Source organism: Kiritimatiellia bacterium (assembly GCA_025054615.1).
Classification (GTDB): Bacteria; Verrucomicrobiota; Kiritimatiellia; order CAIVKH01; family CAIVKH01; genus JANWZO01.
This window is the reverse complement of record JANWZO010000008.1, coordinates 83,358-102,744: the sequence shown is the minus strand read 5'-3', so window position 1 is coordinate 102,744 and position 19,387 is coordinate 83,358. Positions and strand designations below refer to the sequence as shown.

Genomic DNA, 19,387 nt, shown 5'->3' with positions numbered 1-19,387 from the left:
GAGGGATGGAGAAAACACATTTCAAAGCTTCGAGAACAAGCGGTTCCGGAGGGGTCTCCATGCCGCACCTGTAGTTACCGCTTCGGTTGCAACAACTGCGCGGCGACATCGGCGCTTGAAAATCGTGGTGTGCCCGGACGACCCGTTATGTACTATTGCAGGATCAACGAGGTACGGGAACGGATCTTCGGTCTAAAATCAATGGAATCGAGGAAAGGCAATTCGATCGAATTGGAAACTGCTGGTTACTTCAAAGGAGAGTGAGGCCATGGACGTCCACGTGAAAAAACCTTACGAAAAGCCGCGCATTACGCGCGTGATCCTCGAGGATAAACCGGTAATCGCCCAGACGGCATGCAAGGATACCGTCGACAACGATGCCTGTGCTGAGCTGATCCGTGACGATACGGGGAATGTCGTCAAAAGATTGCCTGGATTCGACATGTCGCCATCCTAAATGTCCGGGTCTTGCGCGAATCTTGCGCTTGCGGGATGGCGTTTCGAATTTAAGGACGTCGACGATTCACCTCTTCGATTCCACTCGGCTTTTTCGCCGTTTCTAGACGCTCCGACCGCTCTGCCGCTCGCCGCCAGCTACCGGATTGTCCACCCGGATAGCACGCTGGGAGTCGAGGATTGGCCGCGCCGCCCCGTTTGGACAACCGAAACATGGCGGCTGGAGCAATCACCCAACGGCGATTGGATCTTCTCAATCCATATCTTACCGAACGAGTCTCCCCTTCCCGTCGCCCGATTCAGTCCTGACTTTCGAAGCGGAGATCTCTTACGTCGCGCGGGGCGCAACGGGAGCGCCACGCCTTATGCATTCAACTACCCGTGCGATCAGATCGCCGTGGTTAATGTTCTCAATGAGCAGGGCGTCGGGGTCATTCACGCGAGCGCGGTTTGGGACGCCTGCGGAATTCTCCTCTTCTGCGGGCGCTCCGGAGCGGGCAAAACAACGTTGAGTCGACTGTTTCGCGCATCCGGAGCACTCCTCTTGAACGATGACAGACAATTTGTCTGGACTGTTGATAGCAGGGTCGAAGCCATGCCTACTCCGTGGCATGGTTCCGAACCAGAAATAAACGTTCGCCGGGGCCCCATCGTCGCAATTTTCCATCTTGAACACGCGCCGTTTAACCGAGCGACGCAGCTCGACCCTATTGAATCGGTAACTCGGCTTCTTGGAAATACGATCGCTCCTTTCTACAGGGCCGATGCCGTCGAGCGCGCGCTGGCATGGGCCGAGTCGGTTGCAACACGCGTGCCAAGCTATCGTCTCGAATTCGAACCCTCTACGCGGGCGGTCGACCTCTGCCGATCTGTCGCTGAAAAAACAGCCAAATGGGAGACGCCGCAATCGCCTTGAATCCCTCAAAAAACGCTCGGCTCTTGCTCCGTGGGCATGCGCCGCCGGGGAAAAGAGCCGTCACCACACCGATCACGTTTTCATCCGTCGGAAAAGGTCGGTCGAATGTCCAACGGGCGTCTCCCTTGGTAATGTAACGCCCCCACAATCGCGCGATGACGCGATGGGCCACCAGACGCCTGCCTCTCGAGAAGATGATGACGTCTCCAATTTCGGGCCGCCTCTCCGAAGGCGACGATAGCCTTGCCCGTTCGTACGCGTTCCAACGCTTCCCCATGCTCGTCCCGACAATCGGAAGGTCCAGCGAACCCACTACGTCGAGAACGGCCTTGATCTGCAGAGTTTCTAGATCCTCGTTGGCGAGATCGCCAGCGGTCTTCATCGGAGGGATACGGGGAGAAAGACAAGGCTGGAATTGATTCGCCATGAAGACGGTTATACGTCAACGATTTCATGGATGCCAGAGTCCTTCCAAACGATCGCCGACGCGGTGCTTGATGCCGCGATACTCTGCGCGCTTGTTCTTCCGCCCGGTCTAACGTGGTTGCCGGTCTGGGGTCCGATCACCGGACCGGAACGCCTGGGTTTTGCGCTGGCATTGGGGTTGTCCTATCTCGTGGTGGCAGCGACCATCTTGGCTGAATCGGGATTGTTTGGCCCGACCACGATCGGAGCTGCCGTTATTCTCGGGTCCGCGGCTGGCCTTTTTTCATCGGGTCACTGTGTTTGTCGCCGGGATGCCTTCAGGATCATCCTCCTATGCGCCGCGATGTGGTTCTTCGTAATGGTCTTGCCGCACCGCGGCGAATGGATCATCGGAGGGTGGGATCCGGGCGTCAATTTGAACCAGGGCCTGCTGGTCGCGAGAACCGGTCGAGTCGAGCAGCCGCCGAATCCTCTTCTCGCCGGGATCCTCAAAGAAGCGCCAAAGGCGTTCGCCCGGTACCATTACGAATTTTTGGAGGTTTTTCCCGGCATTCCCGCAGATCCAAACACAGGTACCATTCAACCGTATTTTTACCGGGGAACGCCGGCATGGATCGCTGTTCTTGAAACCGCCTGCGGGCGTGACGCTGTCTTCCGGTCAAACTTCCTTCTTGCCGCAGTCGCCGCCCTTCTCTTGGGCTGCTTGGGATCTGCGACCACTCGACTTTCGGGGCCGGCCTGCGCCGGGTGCGCAGGCCTGCTTCTCGTTCAGCCGATCGTCGTCGCCCACTTCGGTGACCCCGCGTCGGAAATGCTTGAGCTGGCGATGGTCTGCGCGATCGGCCTGATCACCGTCTCACGCGGTCCGCGGTCGACTGCCTTCGTCCTTTTCCTGTGCGTGCTCTGCGGGATCCTCAATCGGCCGAGTTTCGTCTTTCACGCATCGATGTGGCTGTGGATCTCATCGGCCTGGCATGCTTCAAACCCGGATCGAAACGTGTTCATGGCGCGGCATGCGGCGATCGTTGCAGCCATTGCGGGCGGTTTCGCATGGTACGAGTGGGTGGTTCCAGAATCGCTTGTCAAAATCCGTCATTGGATGCCTGCAATTCGCTCGGCGGCAACAGCGGCGGTTGTGGGAGCGATATTTATTGAGGCGCTCGGTTTCATAGCTAGTCGCTGCCCGAATTCACGTCTTGTCCACATACTGAAATGGTTCCGTTTCCTGGCGCTGGCGCCACTGATCGCGATGCTAGTTCGTGAATCGTTTCTCATCGAAGGTTGGCGTGAATTCCCTGGAAACGCGAAAGCTTGGCTGGCCTATGCCCCAGCAGTGCTCGCCTTCGTGGGCGCCCTCGGCCTTGTTCTTCGCGGATCCCGCATGCCTGCCACGCCCTGGCTGATCTGGCTGGCGAGCGCCCTACTCGCGGCCCTCCTCCGCAAGCACGCCGCCGATTTGCACCCATGGGCGTGCAAACGCTGGCTGGCATGGTCCCCTCCTCTTCTCGCGTTCGGAGCCAGCCTGCTCTGGGAAAAGGTCGCCAAGAGCCGACTTCCAAAGGTCGTTCTGCGGGTTGCCCTCCTTCTCATTCTTGTAGCTTTCGTCGCCGTCGTGCCGAAATCCGCACAGGCGTGGCGGTCGGCGGAACACCTTGGCACGATGGATGCTGTCGAGCGCATCGCAAGGCTTGCATCACCGGATGACCTAATCGTGAGCGATCATTTCAGGTTCGGCACCCCCCTTGCATTAGCCTATGGCCTTAACGTTGTTAGCGGCGAACCTCTTCTGGCCGGCGAGGGATCGCCAGAACTGGCAGCGCGCGCACTCGTCAATACGGGCCGGAGAATTCTTCTCCTCACCTCCACACGAAATGGTCTAGAGGCGTGGCCGGCGCAGTTCCAAAACGCCCGGCTTCTCGAAGGTCCCGTTCGTTTGGACTCGTCCGAGAGGGTCCAGCATCGGAGCAACCGTTCGTTCAGCCTGCGAAAACGGACCTACACGCTTCGCGTTTACGAATGGGAGCCTGACCGATGAACCGCCTTCAGGCACGGGTCCTAAATATTTCAACGATGGCGCCGGGAACGATAAGCCTGGAGATTGAACGTGCAGGTTTGGAGTTTTTCGCGGGCCAGGAAATCGTAATTCATGTTGGTGACCCGCCCGAAGATCGATCCTACTCGATTGCCTCCGGCGAACGAGACGAAAATTTGTGTCTGCTCATACGCGTTATTCCCGACGGGCTGGTGTCCCCACGCCTCGCGGCGTTGCAACCGGGCGACATCGTTTCCTTCAGCGGGCCGACGGGCAGCTTCACGCTCCGCGACCCCCAAGCTTCATGTCTGCTCATCGCCACCGGTACGGGGATCGCCCCCTTCCGATCCTTCCTCAGAACATATCCCGAATTGCGACCGATAGTGCTGCATGGGGTCCGTACTCCCGTCGAGCTCTACTGGCGCAGCGAATTCGAACCTCGGTGTGCAGTATACATGCCCTGCATCAGCCGCTGGCCGGATCGACCGATGCGAGTAACCGATGCGCTCGAACAGATTTCAATCCCATTGGGTGCCCACATCTACATCTGCGGAGGCCACCCGATGATCCGGGCTGCTCGTGAAATTCTCCTCCGTCGCGGCGTTCCGCCCGGATCCATTTTCACAGAGGCCTACTTCTATTGGTAAGGGATCGGCCCCGCGCGCGAAATCTTTACAGCAGAGGATAGAATTCTTGAAATTTGAATTATTCATTTTATGAAATATGCAACATGCAACTTGATGCCTTTATCGATGCGATCACCGAGCTCACTCCCCGCTTATGCCGTGCCATTCTGGCGCGGGAGCAGGACTGCTTGTCATGCGATCGGGTGACGATCCAGGAAATCTGGGCACTGGAGATCATTGGCTACCAGGAGCCCTGCCCCAGAGCCCTTCTTCTCAAGCAGCTTCGATTGAAGCCGTCGACCGGTTCGGTCTTTCTACGTCGATTGGAGTCATCGGGCCTTATTCGGCGCTTCCATCCCAAAGGCAATCGCCGAAACGTGGATATCTCGCTTACGGCCCGTGGCCGTCGGGCAATCGAACAAGCCCGGCGCCATCGCCGCTCGGCGCTGCGCCTTCTTTTCGAGCCCCTTCCAGAGAAAGATCGCGCCTCGTATCTCGCGATGCTCGAGGCGTTGACCGTCCAATTTTCCCCGTAGGTGAATCATGCAACGACACCCCAGACATCTTCTCGTAGCGGCCATCGCGGCCGCGGCTCTGATTGTAGCCGGTTGCGCCAGCCGATTTGAGAAAGGAGGTGGGCCGCCGCCAGATGCCGAAATCCTCATCCGATCTGAATCGATTCTCCCTCAAAAGTTCCGCGAGACGTTTTCCGCAGCGGCCGTCCTTCTGCCCAATGAGATGGTAGAAATCAAATCCGAGGCCGAGGGAAGGATCGTTGAAATCAACTTCGAAGAAGGAGCCCCAGTGGAGAAGGGTCGGATCCTATTCCGAATTGACGACGGCAAATTGCGTGCGGCCCTTGCCGAGGCCGAGGCCGCGTTGGAACTAGCTCAGTCTGAACTCATTCGCGCGGAAGGCATGTTCAATTCTCGCACCATCGCCAGAGCCGAATACGATGCAGCCCGCAGTGCATTCAACGCCCGTGAAGCCGCGGTCCGACGCCTTCGCGAGCAGTTAGAGGAGACCATCATTCGTGCTCCGTTCGATGGCATCATGGGTGTCCGCCTCGTCAGTCCGGGCCAGGTGGTTGCGCGATATGCCCATCTGGCAACCCTTGTTGATCAGTCTGTGATAAAGGTGGACTTGCGTTTGCCAGAACGATTCATTTCATCGATCCGGATTGGGCAGATCGTTGAGATTAGGGTTCCTGCATGGCCGGATCGGGTATTCGAGGGATCGATTCGATTTATTTCGCCAGATGTCGATTCGGCGACTCGGACTGTGCTCGTGCGAGCTGAAGTGGGAAATACGGATGGAGCGCTGCGCGCCGGCATGTTCGCACGTGCCTCCGTTGTCCTGCGCGAAGATGAGGATGCCCTTCTTGTGCCGGACATCGCCATTATGCAACGGGGAGACCAATCGTTTGTGTACGTCGTTGGAGAAGATACGCGTGTCCAGCTTCGGCCGGTGGAAATCGGGAGTCGCGTACCGGGACGTGCCCGAGTGATCTCGGGGCTTGCCCCCGGGGATGTCGTCGTGACTGAGGGGCATCAAAAATTGAGGCCTGGCGCCCGAACCAAATCTACATAGACGAACGACCGCTGTCCCACCGCATTCCGTTATCAACATGAAAATTTCCGAAGTTTCCATCAAGAGGCCCATTTTCGCCTCCATGATGAGCCTGGCCATCGTGTTATTTGGCCTGGTGTCACTGCAGCGAATGTCTGTCCGTGAGCTTCCGGACATTGATCCGCCCATTGTCAACGTACTCACCGTATATCCTGGCGCCAATGCCCGGGTCGTCGAGACGGAGGTGACTGAAAAACTTGAGGAAGCGATCAACAGCATCGAGGGCATCAAGACGCTGACCAGCGAAAGTCGCGAACAGGTCAGCTCAATAACCGTTGAGTTCGATCTAGGACGCGACATTGATGTCGCGGCCCAGGACGTACGCGATCGAGTCGCCCGCGTGCGTGGCGAGCTGCCAGAAGACATCATTGAACCGGTGGTTGCTAAGCAGGACTCGGATGCTTTCCCGGTCATGTGGGTCTCGCTGTACAGCGACCATTACTCTACGCTGGAACTGACCCAAATCGCCGAAACCCAGATCAAAGATCGCCTACAAACGATACCCGGCGTGAGTTCCGTCATCATCGGCGGCAGAAAGAAGATGGCGATGCGCCTGCGCCTCGACCCTGACCGGTTGGCGGCACACGGAGTAACCATCGCCGATGTCGAGCGCCGGCTTCAGGCCGACAATGTCGAATTGCCAAGCGGTCGAATCGAAGATCGGGAACGCGAATATTCAATTATTACCTTCGGCGGCCTCAACACTCCGAAAGAATTTGAGGATTTGGTCATCCGAAGCGACAGCGGGGCGCTGATACGCCTCGGAGACCTTGGCCGCGCCGAAATCGCAGCTGAAGACGAACGTTCTCTGGCGCGATTTCAGGGTAAGCCGGCTGTCGGCATCGGTATCGTGCGGCAATCCAAGGCAAACGTCATCGAGGTCGTAAAGCGCGTGAAAGCGGAGATTGAACGGATCCGCCCTTCCCTGCCCGTCGATGTGCAGCTCGACTTCCCGTATGATGAGGCCATCTTCGTTGAGCGCGCGATTCGCGAAGTCTGGACCACCCTGTTCATCGCCTTCGGTCTGGTCCTTGTCACGATTTTCATTTTCCTCCGCAATATCCGATCGACACTCATCCCGGCGCTAACGATTCCCGTCTCGATAGCGGGCACCTTCATTATCATGTATGCGCTGGGATTTTCGATCAACATCCTCACGATGCTGGCGCTTGTTTTGGCGATCGGCATCGTCGTCGACGACTCCATCATCGTTCTCGAAAACATTTATCGACATATCGAAGAGGGGATGCCGCCTATGGAGGCCGCCATTCGCGGCATGCGCGAAATTGGCATGGCAGTAATTGCAACGACGGTGTCGCTGATCGCCGTCTTCATTCCCCTCGCCTTCCAAACCACTTTCGTAGGAAGACTCTTCGTCGAATTCGCGCTAGCCGTTTGCGGGTCTGTCGCGATTTCGTCATTCGTTGCGCTGACGCTCACCGCCGCGCTGACCCCTCGAATCCTCCGGTATCGGGCGGCGCAGGAACACGGTCGAATTTACAACTTCTTTGAACGGGCTTTCCATCGACTCCAGGTCCGCTATCAACGGGCACTGGAGTCGTCTCTCCGTCGACGCAAGACGGTGATCGCCGTCGCCGCAGCGGTGTTTGCCGCTACGGCCTGGCTCTACACGCGACTCGACAGTGAATTTCTGCCGCCCGAAGACAAGGGCCGACTGATCGCGATTGGAGTCGCGCCGGAAGGATCCACCGTGGAATACACGGACCGAATGCTGAGAACGATGGAGTCGATTGCGGGCGAAACGCCGGAGATCGACATGTATTTCGCAGCAGTCGCCCTCGGACGCTCCGGACCAGGCCGCCCAAATGAGACCTTCATGTTTATTCGCCTGACCGAGGGAGAACGAAAGCACGTTAGCGACCTGTTGGACGGGCCGCGCGGACTGATGTCCCGGATGATTTCCGAAACGCGCGGAGCCTTTGCGATCCCGATCGTCCCCAAGGCGGTTACCCGAGGATTCGGGCAACCGTTCCAATTGGTGCTGCAAGATACCGACCTGGATCGCCTCGCCTCTCGCACCCAGCGCCTCCTCGAAGCCTTTCGAGCCGAAGGGTTTCTCTTCCAGGCCCGGAGCAACTTTGAATTCAACAAGCCGGAATTTCGACTCGATATCGATCGAGACCGCGCGGCCGAGGCCGGGATCGCAGTCACCGACATCGCTCGAGCCCTCCAGATCTTGTTGGGCGGTCTTGACTTGAGCCGCTTCAAGGAAGGTGGAAAGGAATACCAGGTGATCGCCCAAATCGATCGGCAAGAGCGACTTTCCCCCGAAATCCTCCAGAGAATTTATTTGAGGGACGGCCGAGGCCATTTGGTTCAATTGTCGAATTACGTAACTCTGAAAGAGGGCGGCGGCCCGAACGCTATCTACCACTACAACCGTTTCCGCTCAGCGACCATTGAGGGGACTCCCGCGGGAATCACGCTTGGCGAGGCCATGGCGCGCGCGGAACGAATCCTTGCCGAATTGGAGCCCGACGCCCGCTTCGCATGGGCGGGTGAATCGTCAGATTTACGGGAGTCCGGACGCGGGTTCTATTTCATCGCGGCTCTCGCGCTGATCGTGGTTTACATGTCTCTGGCCTCGCAATTTGAAAGCCTCTTGCATCCCTTCACAATTATGCTCACGATACCCCTCGCTTTTTTTGGCGCTTTCGGTTTGCTGTGGACGCTCGATGGCCTGTCGGTCATGGGCCGAGCCTTTTATGGCTGGGCCAACTACGCGCCGGATCCGCCGAAGATCGCCCACATTTTGTCTGCCGTGTTTCCGAGGATTAGCGGTATGAACATGAATCTGATCAGTCAAATCGGGTTAGTGCTCCTGATCGGTATGGCGACTAAGACATCTATTCTGCTCGTCGAATTTGCCAACCAGCGTGTCGCTCAGGGCCTTTCTCCCATTGAGGCCATGCGCGAAGCAGGGAAACTCCGCTTTCGACCAATCCTGATGACGAGCTTCTCAACCATCCTCGGAATTCTGCCCATCGCATTCGGCTGGGGCGCCGGCGGTGAAAGCCGGAGGCCCATGGGCATCGTGGCGCTCGGCGGCCTCCTCACGAGCACGATCCTGACTTTGGTGGTCATTCCGGTGGTCTACACAGTATTCGCCGAATGGGTGGCCCGATTCCGCTCACCACGCCGGAACGGTTTGACCGCCGCCGCCCTCATTGCAGCTTTTGCTCTTGGGGTGGCGTTCCCCGCGGTAGCCCAGACTCCTGCTGACGCCTCCAAGCAGCCGCGCGGAGCCTTCGATCTGGCGCGCTGTCTGGACACGGCGGTCGCGCAAAATTACGAAATCCTGTCCGCCCGCGAACGATTGCGCCAGCAAAGCGGCTCAGTCATCGAGGCCGAAGGCCGCCGAATTCCGAACATCCGAATCTCCGGCATGTACCAAGAGGAGGCGGAAGATCTCGGGATGCCAGGCAAAAAGAACGACGCCACATGGAACCTTGGCCTCGAAGCCGTTCAATCTTTGTACGCGGGCGGAAGCCTCGCGGCATCTAGCCAGGCGCGAAAGCTCGAGGAAGAGGCCGCGCGCCTGGAACTTCAAAGCGTCATTAACAACGTCCTGCTGGAAGTTCGCGAACGGTTCTATGCTGTGCTTCTCGCCCGCTCGCAAGTACGGGTCCAGGAGCAGAACGTCGAGTTGCTGCAAGAGGAGCTTCAATCCGCGAAGAATAAATTGGAGGCCGGCGCCGTTTCGCCGTTCAATGTTCTTCGCGCGGAAGTCGCGCTAGCCAACGGTTATCCGCCTCTCATCCGGGCGCGCAACGATTATCGTCTCGCGCTGGAGGAACTCGCGCGTGTCCTCGGATTTCCGCCCCCCGCCGCCGGCCAAGAAGCCACACTCGACGTCGTGGGCGAATTGAGTTTTGACAGTTTCCAAACCAGTTTGGCCGAGGCGCGTGCCCTGGCCTTTGCGAACCGGCCGGAACTCAAAAGGCTGGCGCTCCTACGCGAGGCGCGCGCGCGGGACCTTCGCGCGGCTAAGGGGTCGTACCAGCCGCAGTTGAATGCATTCGCCGGCTACCAGTACCAGAGCGACCCGATGTCCGAAGACCGCTGGGAAAACGTCGATGGCTGGCGGGCAGGTTTGATGTTGAACTGGAATTTGTTTGACGGACAACAAACCCGCGGACGGATTCTTCAGGCAGCCTCGGCACTCGAACAGACCCGCCTCGCCGAGGAAAAGGCGCGCCTCGACATTGATGTTGAAGTCCGTCGGGCATACTCATCGTTCGTCGAGGCCCAGGAGCTGGTCACAGCGACGCGAAAAGTGGTTGAGCAGGCGGAAGAAAGTCTGCGGCTTGCCCGGTCCAGATTTGACGTCGGTGCGGCAACCCAACTCGACGTCTTACAGTCCCAACAGGCCCTGACGCAGGCCCGCGACAACGAGGTCCAGGCCCTGTTTTCCTACAATGTGGCTCTGGCGCGCTTGAAGAAGGCCGCCGGCATTATCAGCCAGGCGAGCGAACCGGCGCCGGCTGCGGATCCCGTGGAATAACCCCTCCCTACGCCTTGACGCGCTCTTGTTCGCGATGCATCCGTGCTGGAATTCTGCCTACCCAGCTCGGGATTCGGACTGCGGAATTTACAGCCGCGCGCGCGGGTGGGCCTTTTCGTAGACCTCTCGTAGCCGATCGATTGAAACGTGCGTGTAAATCTGCGTTGTGGAGAGGCTTGCGTGGCCGAGCAACTCCTGAACGCTACGCAGATCCGCGCCGGCGTCCAGCAGGTGGGTTGCGAAGCTGTGTCGCAACGCGTGTGGAGATTTGCTGGGGTCCAGTCCTGCGGCCAGCAGATATTTTTTCATCATGCGTTCGACCGATCGCGGTGTCAGCGCACCCCCATTTTTGTTGAGGAAAAGGGGCGCGCCCCGCAACGGTAACCCGCGAGCGGACAGCCATCGGTCCCGCGCCTCTAGATAGGCTTGCAAAGCTCGTAGGGCGGGACGGCCGAGGGGACATAAACGCTCCTTCTTCCCCTTGCCGCGCACGCGCAACACTCCGGACAGGAGGTCCAACTCCTCAACGCGCAGCCCTGTCAACTCGCTCAACCGCAGGCCTGCGCTGTAGATGATCTCCAATATCGCCGCATCGCGCCGCCTCGCGCATTCAGCGAAGGGGTCTTGCCGTGAACTCGCGCCGGGTGTCTCAAGCATCGGCGCGGCGAGCAGTCGGCCCACTTCTTCCACCGAAAAAACGGACGGCAACCTCCTTTCCCGCTTCGGTAAGAGAATGCCGCTCACAGGGTTGGCCGATACCATCTCCTCGCGAAGCAGATATCGGAAAAAAGAGCGAAGGGAGGAAACCTTGCGACGGGCGGTGGCCGGCGAGGCGCCCCTCTTCTGAACAACGGCCAAAAAACGCCTGACCGCGATGCGATCGACCTGATTCCACGGAAACGGCGGACGCGCGTCCCTTCCCCACGTGACCTCTACAAATTGCCGCAGGTCCATCAGGTAGTTTTCAACCGTATGTTGCGAAGCGTTTTTTTCGCCTTCCAGAAATCGTACAAACTGGACCAGGGCCGGGTCGTCGATCGGCCCCTGCGCCGACCGCATCATGGTTCGTCGACGGTATCCTTGGCTTGGACCGGCCTGCGCATGCCAGCCGCCGCGGCTCGGTTTGGAAAGTCCGGTATCTTGTCGGCATATCGGCTCAGCAGCTTTTTCAGGGCCGAAACCTGCCGGGGTGAAAGACTCTTTTTGGTCTCGTACTGGCGAAGCAGAGATTCGACAAATTGTTTATCATCCCAGACGCGGCCATTCCGCTCCGCCGGCGGCCTCCATTCCGTCACGGCTTTTGCCATGTCCACCAGCGCGGCCACCTGGGAATCCTCTTGCTTGTCAGTGATGCCCCATCGTTGCGCCTTCTCCTCAAAATCCGGAATATGCGCTGCATATTTTTGAAGAAGCTGGTCCAAGTGGCGAAGCTGGTTTTCGGTCAGCCGCCTGCCAGATTCGACCTGTTCGCGCAGCGATAGATAGAAAACGCGGTCGTCGAAGATGCGCTTTTTAACCTCCCGCGGAGGCTCAAAGGGGACCTCCGACAGCGCAGCGATTTTTTCCCGCATCACCTCATCCGGCGGATCGGAAGCGCGGGCACGATCGGCCACGGCAGACAACACGCCCAAGGCCTCCGCTCGTTTTTCGAAATCAGGAATCTGATCGCGATAGCGGGCAACGAGGCCGATCAACGCCGAGAGCTGACGCTGCGAAAGCGGATTTTTGCCCTCTTCAAACTGCTCGCGAACAGATCGGACGTAATCATAATCGCTGTAATTCCGTTTGCCGCGACGGGTCGGAGGAGCCCACTCCCGTACATCCTTGAGCATCTCGAGCAACCCTCTGACCTTGTCCGCATCGGCGGCGGGAGCGCGGGCCTTCTCCACCCAATCCTGAAATGAGTGATAGAACCGGCCAAGCATCTCCACCCATGAAAGCTTGCCCTCTTCAATGCGGTCGAGTTCCTCCTCCATTCGCGCCGTGAACTGCACATCAAACAAGTCGGGAAGATGCTGCACGAGAAAATCGTTCACCTTGAATCCCGTCAGGGTCGGCTTGAGCACGCGCTTGTCCTTCTCGACATACTTGCGCTCGAGAATCGTTGAAATGATCGTCGCGTAGGTGCTAGGCCGGCCAACGCCGTTCTCCTCGAGGGCCTTGATCAGGGACGCTTCGGTGTATCGCGGAGGAGGCTGCGTTTCTTTGCGTTCACCGGTCCATTCGATCTTCTCGAGCCGTTCCCCCTCTTCGAGCGGCGGCAATCGGACCTCGGTTTCATCGCCCTCTTCGTCCGCCTCGTTTTTCTTGCTCTCCGCCTTTCGCTCCTCCTCGATACCGGCCAGCCGCATGTAGCCAGGGAATAGAACCTCTGAGGTGGAGGCGCGGAAAAGGTAGTGTTGCTCGGATCCCGGCGGTCGAACAGCCTCAATTTCCGCCGTGCGTTGAGCGATACGCGCGGGGGCCATCTGGCAAGCCACAAATCGCTCCCAGATGAGCGTGTACAACTTCAAATCGTCGGGATCGAGGCGCGACGCTAGGGCGTCTGGTGTTTTGAAGACATCTGTCGGGCGAATCGCCTCGTGCGCGGCCTGCGCATCCGCCTTGACGCGGTACACATTGGGTTGTTCCGGTACGAATTCCGGACCGAAGGTCTGGCGGATGAAATCGCGGGCAGCCTCCACCGCAACCGGCGACAAGGCGACGGAATCGGTGCGCATGTAGGTGATCAGGCCGACGGGACCGCTCCCGAAATCGATACCCTCGTAAAGTCGCTGGGCGATCTGCATCGTTCGCTTGGGCGTGAAACCAAGCCGGCTGGACGCCGCCTGCTGCAGCGTACTGGTGATGAATGCAGGGGGAGCGCGCCGGGTGATCTCGCGGCGAATGATGGCCGACACGCGCAGTTCGCGGCCCTCGAGATCGGCTTGAATGGCCCGAGCCTGTTCGGACGATTTGATCGACGGTTTCTCACCGTTGATCTTTGCCAACATGATCTGAAAGGCATCCCGGGGCTCGACGAATTTCCGAACTTTCGCGCCGAGAATCCAGTATTCCTCCGGCTTGAAATTGAGGATTTCTCGCTCGCGCTCACACACCAGGCGTAGGGCCACCGACTGGACGCGGCCGGCGCTCTGGCCGCCGCGTACCTGGCGCCACAAAAGCGGGCTGACTTTGTAGCCGACAATCCGGTCAAGAACCCGACGGGCCTGCTGAGAATCGACCTTGTTTTGGTCAATCGGGCGCGGTTCTTCGAAGGCTTTTCGAATCGCCGGCGCGGTAATTTCATTGTAGGTCACACGGAGGAACGGAATTTTCCGTTTCCTGTCTTGTAGGACCTCCTGCAAGTGCCAGGCGATCGCCTCTCCTTCGCGGTCCGGGTCGGGAGCAAGCCAGACTTTTTCCGCCCCCTTGGCAAGCTCTTTGAGCTCCTTGATCACTTTCTCACGACTTTTGATCGTGACGTATTTCGGCCTGAAATCTTTTTCGAGGTCCACGCCGAGCTCCTTCTCCGGCAGGTCCCGGACATGGCCCAGGGAAGCTTTGACGACATACTCTTTGCCGAGAATTTTGTTGATGGTCTTGGCCTTGGCCGGCGACTCGACGATGACCAGATTTTTCATGCGCGTGTAGTTGGAACCCCAAACTGCTTCGAATGTCAATCTCCCCGGACAACGGGCGCTTCTGCGCGCAGTCCCTCCCACAAATCAACAAGGCGTCCGGGTAGAACGCGAACCACCTTCTTCATCTCAAGCCCGAGCAATAATCCGTTGAGGCCGGCGATCGGAACGCCGGAGGCCCTGGCAAGCGAGTCCACGTCGAGCGGGCCTTGCCAGAGCGCTCGAACGACTGCCTGCTCGTCGGGTGACAGGTTCACAGGAGGTCGGGTCGGCATGGTGCGGTCGACCCGTGCTCGGGCTTCCGGCAGAAGTAAATCGAACTCATCCAAAATATCATCGATGCCTTCGCACAACACGGCGCCCTGCTTGATGAGCTTGTGGCACCCCCGCGCGTGCGGCGTATCGGCACGACCCGGCACGGCAAAGACGCTGCGCCCCTGCTCCACCGCATCGTTCGCCGTGATGAGAGCCCCGCTCTTCAAATCGGCTTCAACCACGACGAGACCCATGCTGAGACCGCTCACGATCCGATTTCGGTAGGGGAAAGTGGATCGATCCGGTTCCCGCCCAAGCGTGTATTCGCTGATGACCGCGCCATTTTCGGCGATGCGGTCGGCGAGCTCTGCATTTTCCGACGGATAGAGCCTATCGAGGGCGCTGCCGAGAACCGCAAGGGTTCGGCCACCCGCCTTCAACGCGCTTTTGTGCGCGACGGTATCAATCCCGCGGGCGAGACCGCTAACGATCGTGAAGCCGGCTTTCGCTGCCTGATACGCGAGGCGATCCGCCATCGAAACGCCGTAGTGCGTCGGGCTGCGAGTTCCCACGATCGCGAGCGCCTGGCGGTCCCGCTTTTCAAGCGAACCGCGAACGTACAGAACCAGCGGCGGATCATAAATGGTTTTTAATTGTTCCGGATATTCGGGTTCCTCCTGGGTAATGATCCGCGCGCCGATGCGCCGTGCTCGGCTTTCTTCCTCGAGGGGATCCACCTCATTCCGCTGAGTGAGGATTCTCCGAGCAAGCTCCGGCCCGATGCCCTCTACTTCACACAACGTCTCCTCGTCCGCCTGCCAGACCGCCTCGGGCGATTTTAGCGCTTCCAGGAGGCGACGTACGCGCACGGGACCCAGATCATCGATCATGTTGAGCGCGATGAACGCCTCGCGTCGGGTCATGGACTGTCCCCCGAATTCACTGGCCGGCGGCGAACGCGGCGCGGAGGGAAAAGTTCCATCTGCTCGTCCGCCAGCAGCTTGTAGATTTTTAGGATTCGCAGGGTCTGAAAGAGATCCGATTTCTCGTAGTTTTTGTTCCGTTCGACGAGATGAATCAACGTCCGAAGCATCAGCGGAAACAGAAGGATCCCATCCACCCCTTTTTCCGCAAGAAACTGAAGGGTTTTCTGCCGGAGGTGCGGGCTCGACGGTAAACCGGAGATGCACAAAATTCTGGTGATCGGCCCTTCTCCAAGCCACTGACGGGCCCTCCGCATGGCGGGCTCCTGTGTGAAGTTGACGAGTTCCGGCGCCAAACTGAGTTTCGATGGGTCCAAGCGCTCGGTATGCCAACCCCGAACGCTGACAACCGCACGGGTCACAGACGTAAGGTCAGATACAGCCATGACCTTGGCGCCGGTCGGCGGGGCCTCAATCCCGGAGCCGGGACGAATCGCCAGAAAATCGATCTCCTCGTTCGGCTGCTTGGGCCGCGCGGTGACAAGATATTTGATCGGCTGTCGAATCAAAAAACCCTGCGCCTCGAAAAATTCGCGCGCGATGGCCTCATTCACCCCGGGCATTCCAAATCTCCTCGAGCAATTCGTCGGAAACGGCGACTCCATGTCGAACGCGCCCAATCGCCTCCGCGAGAACAAATTTCGGCACGCCGCCCGCCCCTTTTTTGTCGACCGAAATGGCTCGGCGGATGTCTACCCACGGAATATCGGGCGGCTCCGTCGGCAACCCGGCGCGCCGCAGAAGCGCCCGAATTCGGCCGGCATCGGCAGCGGGCAGATGCGTAAGTCGGACCGAGAGCCGGGCCGCGAAATCCATGCCGATGGCGACCGCCTCGCCGTGTAGCAACGCGCTGTATCCGGTGGCCTGCTCCAGCGCGTGGCCGACCGTATGGCCGAAATTCAAGATCGCGCGTTCGCCCGACTCGCGTTCATCTGCGCCCACCACGGCCGCCTTGATTTCACAACTTCGGGCAACGACCCGCTCGAGGATTTCAAGGTCTCCAGCCCGAATCGATTCCATATGTTGCTCGAGATACGCGAAGAAATCGGCGTCCCGAATGACGCCGTATTTGACCACCTCCGCAAGGCCGGCCGTCAGTTCGCGAGCCGGCAGCGTTCGCAGCAGCTCAAGGTCCGCCACGACCAGAGAGGGTTGGTGAAAGGCCCCAACCAGGTTTTTTCCCTGTGGCAGGTTGACTCCCGTCTTGCCCCCCACGGCGCTGTCAACCATCGCCAGCAGGGTCGTCGGGACCTGTACCAGCTTCACGCCGCGGGCATAGGATGCCGCAACAAAGCCCGCCAGATCGCCGATGACTCCCCCACCCAAGGCCACCACAGCGGAATGCCGGTCCAACCGCGCTTCGGCCGCTGCTTCGCACAAACGCCCGAACCAGTGGATGGACTTCGTTTCCTCTCCAGGCGGCACCCGAACGCGCGCAACCCTGAAGCCTGCAGATTCCAGAAGCGAAACTACTCGGTCTCCATAAAGCGCATCGACCGTATCATCGGATACCAACAGCATGCGATCGGCCCGAATACGCTCCCGGCAGAGCGCCGGCAGGTCCTCCAGGGCGTTCCGGCCAATCCGAATTGGATAGCTGCGGGGCCCGAGATCAACCATCACGTCCATGCATAACACCTCAAACTGTCGAAAGCCGTTTGCGCTTCATAACAACCAGCAGATGCTCAAACTCAAAGAAGCGCCGCGCGTTCTAGTGCGGAGTGCGAACGGTTTCCGCGCTCGTCTACGGCTTCGATGTAGTATTTCACAATGCCGGCGCCCACCGGCATTTCGCAAGTAAACAACCGGGCAATGGCCGTGGGATTTGTACGGCTCGGATATGGACCGCAATCCCGCATCGGCAAAACCTGTTCCTTCGAACCGGCCCTCAAGACGAGATTTGCCGATCGAACGCCAGAGACATCGCTGATGAATGTAAAGACGGTTCCGCGGCGGTCGGCATCCCAAAGACCCCCCGATCCCCATGTTTTCCCGCCGGGAATTTCGGGCAGAATCCACGGCGGAAAAATGGTTGGGCCCGTCGAATCCCTGCCCGTTTGAAGAACGGCGCCAAGATCGGCTTTGATCAGTGCGTGCGCGCGGTTTGCGGCCTCCGTAACCTGGTGGTCCCAGATGTCCTGCCCCGTCCAATACCAGTAGCAGCTTGTTTCCGCCGTGAGCATCAACCGTTGCGCCTCCGGCAACGAGGCGGCTGTTGGGCTAGCGTCTTCAAGGGTGTGCACGGCGTTTTGGAGCGCGGTCAACACGGCCCATGAATTCAGGTCCGGCGAATAGGGATCGCGGTAGCGGCTGAACCACTTGGAAAATTGCGGATCGCCGTTGTCCGCGCCGCTCCACGCGCCGGGTTCCACGTGAACCGTCACGGAGGGATCGGGTGGGAACCGTTGAAGATAATCCCGGATCGTGGTCAGTTCGAAGCGTGGATCGGTCTGCAGCCATTTGACGAGCTGTCCCGTGTTGTGGCGGTAATAGCTGTCGGCTCCGCCCCCGTAATTATCGCCGTCGGAGTGGAGCACAAAGAACGGCGGATGCTTTGGATCGTAAACGTTGTGCTGGACGATGGCATCATGAAGCTGGGCGAAGACGGAGGGGTAGTTCAGCGCGCCGAATCCACCGCGGGCATCCTCATTTCCCAGATAACGCTCCGCCGGAATTCCGAGGATCGTGTGGATCTTGCCATCCGGGTCTTCATAGCGGATGTATTCCGGCTTCAATAGCGACGGGCTGATTTTCGAGGCGGCCCACACGCCGTGAAGCTGGATCCAATCGGGGGCCGGCGGATTTTCCTGATCGGCAGGACTCGGCGGCAACATGCCCTCTTGTGGGCCCGGATAGGGATAGTTGCGGCAGCTGCGCGCCCGGTGAATGCTGTCATAGATCACGGCCTCAACCCCCGCATCGCGCAGGGCCGGAATCATCCGGACATGAAACGCCGTCTCGGGGGGAAAGAGGATCGTAGACGCCGGCACACCGAACGTTTCCTCGATGATGCGGCGGTGCTCTCGAATTTGCCGAACGATATCCCGCGGGGGAATCAGCGGCATGAGGGGGTGGAAAAATCCAAACGAGGTGAAATCGATTCGCGGGTTTCCCAGGCTCGTTTTCGCGGCGGCCCAGTGGCGCAACTCATTTTTCCAACCCGAGAAGTGGCCGTAGCAGAGCCCCTCGCGCTCGCAGCGGTCTAGCTGCTCGATCAGGCTGCCGCTCCAGCTCGTGCTCAACCCCGCGTGGGGTAACCCCGCTTCGTGATACTGGCGCACCGCAGCGGGTATAAAGGTCGTATAAGGTCCCGTTCGCTGATCAAAAATACTGGTCTTCTCCGCGTCCCAATACTGGGGGTCGGCGGCGCGGTAGTAGGGTTGATGCATGTGCTTGTGAATGGCGAAGTAAATCTTTACGCCATCCGCCGAGGCACGGGCCGCCGATATCTCCACCTGCGGCTTCGGCAGCTCGATGACCAGCTCGAGATAGGTTTTGACCCAGTCGGACGCGCCGGCGGTCGAGGGGTCCGACTTGCGACACCCCTCGGCTTGAATTGTATAACGGCCAGGTCCCAGCAAACCGGCCGGTATGTCTGCAATATAGCGATGTTTAGCCTCCCGACGGATCGCTTTATCTCGAAAAAGATGCTGCCTCGAACCTTCCCAGATGATGATTTGAGGGAACGGAACTGGCGCATCCGTAACCATGGTCACGGAAAACGGGGGGTTTCGGCCAGTGGCGGCATCCACAGACAACCGGGCCGGATATTCAACGGAGCGAATCGAAAATGACGTCATGACCTCGAATCTATCGCTGGATGTCTGAGATTGACAATCGATTCCGCGTTTTGCCCTGAAACTCCACGGCGCCAGTTACACACCGCCACTGGCTTGTCTCGCGAATTTTCGGCGCCTGC

Annotated in this window: 13 protein-coding genes; 6 read left to right on the top strand and 7 right to left on the bottom strand. The window is 59.0% G+C overall.

The genetic code is table 11. The annotated features are described in order from the left end of the window. Window positions 1–268 precede the first annotated feature (268 nt). Complete coding sequence (locus tag NZ740_05560; protein MCS6771476.1) at window positions 269–457, top strand: hypothetical protein; 189 nt, start codon at window positions 269–271, stop codon at window positions 455–457. An 841-nt stretch (window positions 458–1,298) separates the two neighbouring features. Here NZ740_05560 and NZ740_05555 read toward each other — a convergent pair. Beyond that, a complete protein-coding gene (locus tag NZ740_05555) occupies window positions 1,299–1,754 on the bottom strand; it encodes a S26 family signal peptidase (GenBank protein MCS6771475.1) in 456 nt (151 codons plus the stop codon). A 75-nt stretch (window positions 1,755–1,829) separates the two neighbouring features. On the opposite strand from NZ740_05555, the gene NZ740_05550 reads away from it, so the two are divergent. From NZ740_05550 to NZ740_05530, 5 genes are all read left to right on the top strand, one after another. Further along, entirely contained in the window at window positions 1,830–3,833 is a 2,004-nt protein-coding gene (locus NZ740_05550; GenBank protein ID MCS6771474.1) for a hypothetical protein, read from the top strand. Next, complete coding sequence (locus tag NZ740_05545) at window positions 3,830–4,477, top strand: FAD-binding oxidoreductase (GenBank protein ID MCS6771473.1); 648 nt, start codon at window positions 3,830–3,832, stop codon at window positions 4,475–4,477. Before NZ740_05550 ends, NZ740_05545 begins: the two co-directional genes overlap by 4 nt. A gap of 83 nt (window positions 4,478–4,560) precedes the next feature. Further along, window positions 4,561–4,992, top strand: a complete 432-nt coding sequence (locus tag NZ740_05540; GenBank protein ID MCS6771472.1) for a MarR family transcriptional regulator — start codon at window positions 4,561–4,563, stop codon at window positions 4,990–4,992. 7 nt (window positions 4,993–4,999) lie between these two features. Next, on the top strand, window positions 5,000–6,046 hold the full coding sequence (locus NZ740_05535; GenBank protein MCS6771471.1) for an efflux RND transporter periplasmic adaptor subunit: 1,047 nt from the start codon (window positions 5,000–5,002) through the stop codon (window positions 6,044–6,046). A gap of 37 nt (window positions 6,047–6,083) precedes the next feature. Continuing rightward, a complete protein-coding gene (locus NZ740_05530) occupies window positions 6,084–10,610 on the top strand; it encodes an efflux RND transporter permease subunit (GenBank protein MCS6771470.1) in 4,527 nt (1,508 codons plus the stop codon). A gap of 87 nt (window positions 10,611–10,697) precedes the next feature. Here NZ740_05530 and NZ740_05525 read toward each other — a convergent pair whose 3' ends face one another. The 6 genes from NZ740_05525 to NZ740_05500 form a co-directional block, all read right to left on the bottom strand. Continuing rightward, entirely contained in the window at window positions 10,698–11,672 is a 975-nt protein-coding gene (locus NZ740_05525) for a tyrosine recombinase XerC (protein ID MCS6771469.1), read from the bottom strand. Next, on the bottom strand, window positions 11,669–14,233 hold the full coding sequence (gene topA / locus NZ740_05520; protein MCS6771468.1) for a type I DNA topoisomerase: 2,565 nt from the start codon (window positions 14,231–14,233) through the stop codon (window positions 11,669–11,671). The genes NZ740_05525 and topA overlap by 4 nt, the downstream gene beginning before the upstream one ends. Before the next feature lie 35 nt (window positions 14,234–14,268). Continuing rightward, window positions 14,269–15,408 (bottom strand): DNA-processing protein DprA, encoded by a 1,140-nt coding sequence (gene dprA, locus NZ740_05515; GenBank protein MCS6771467.1) that lies wholly within the window; start codon window positions 15,406–15,408, stop codon window positions 14,269–14,271. Further along, window positions 15,405–16,031 carry a hypothetical protein gene (locus tag NZ740_05510; protein ID MCS6771466.1) on the bottom strand — a complete coding sequence of 209 codons (627 nt, stop codon included), beginning with the start codon at window positions 16,029–16,031 and terminating at the stop codon, window positions 15,405–15,407. Before NZ740_05510 ends, dprA begins: the two co-directional genes overlap by 4 nt. Continuing rightward, window positions 16,015–17,097 carry a 3-dehydroquinate synthase gene (gene aroB, locus NZ740_05505; GenBank protein MCS6771465.1) on the bottom strand — a complete coding sequence of 361 codons (1,083 nt, stop codon included), beginning with the start codon at window positions 17,095–17,097 and terminating at the stop codon, window positions 16,015–16,017. Before aroB ends, NZ740_05510 begins: the two co-directional genes overlap by 17 nt. A 62-nt stretch (window positions 17,098–17,159) precedes the next feature. Continuing rightward, on the bottom strand, window positions 17,160–19,268 hold the full coding sequence (locus NZ740_05500; protein MCS6771464.1) for a glycosyl hydrolase family 57: 2,109 nt from the start codon (window positions 19,266–19,268) through the stop codon (window positions 17,160–17,162). Window positions 19,269–19,387: the final 119 nt, after the last annotated feature.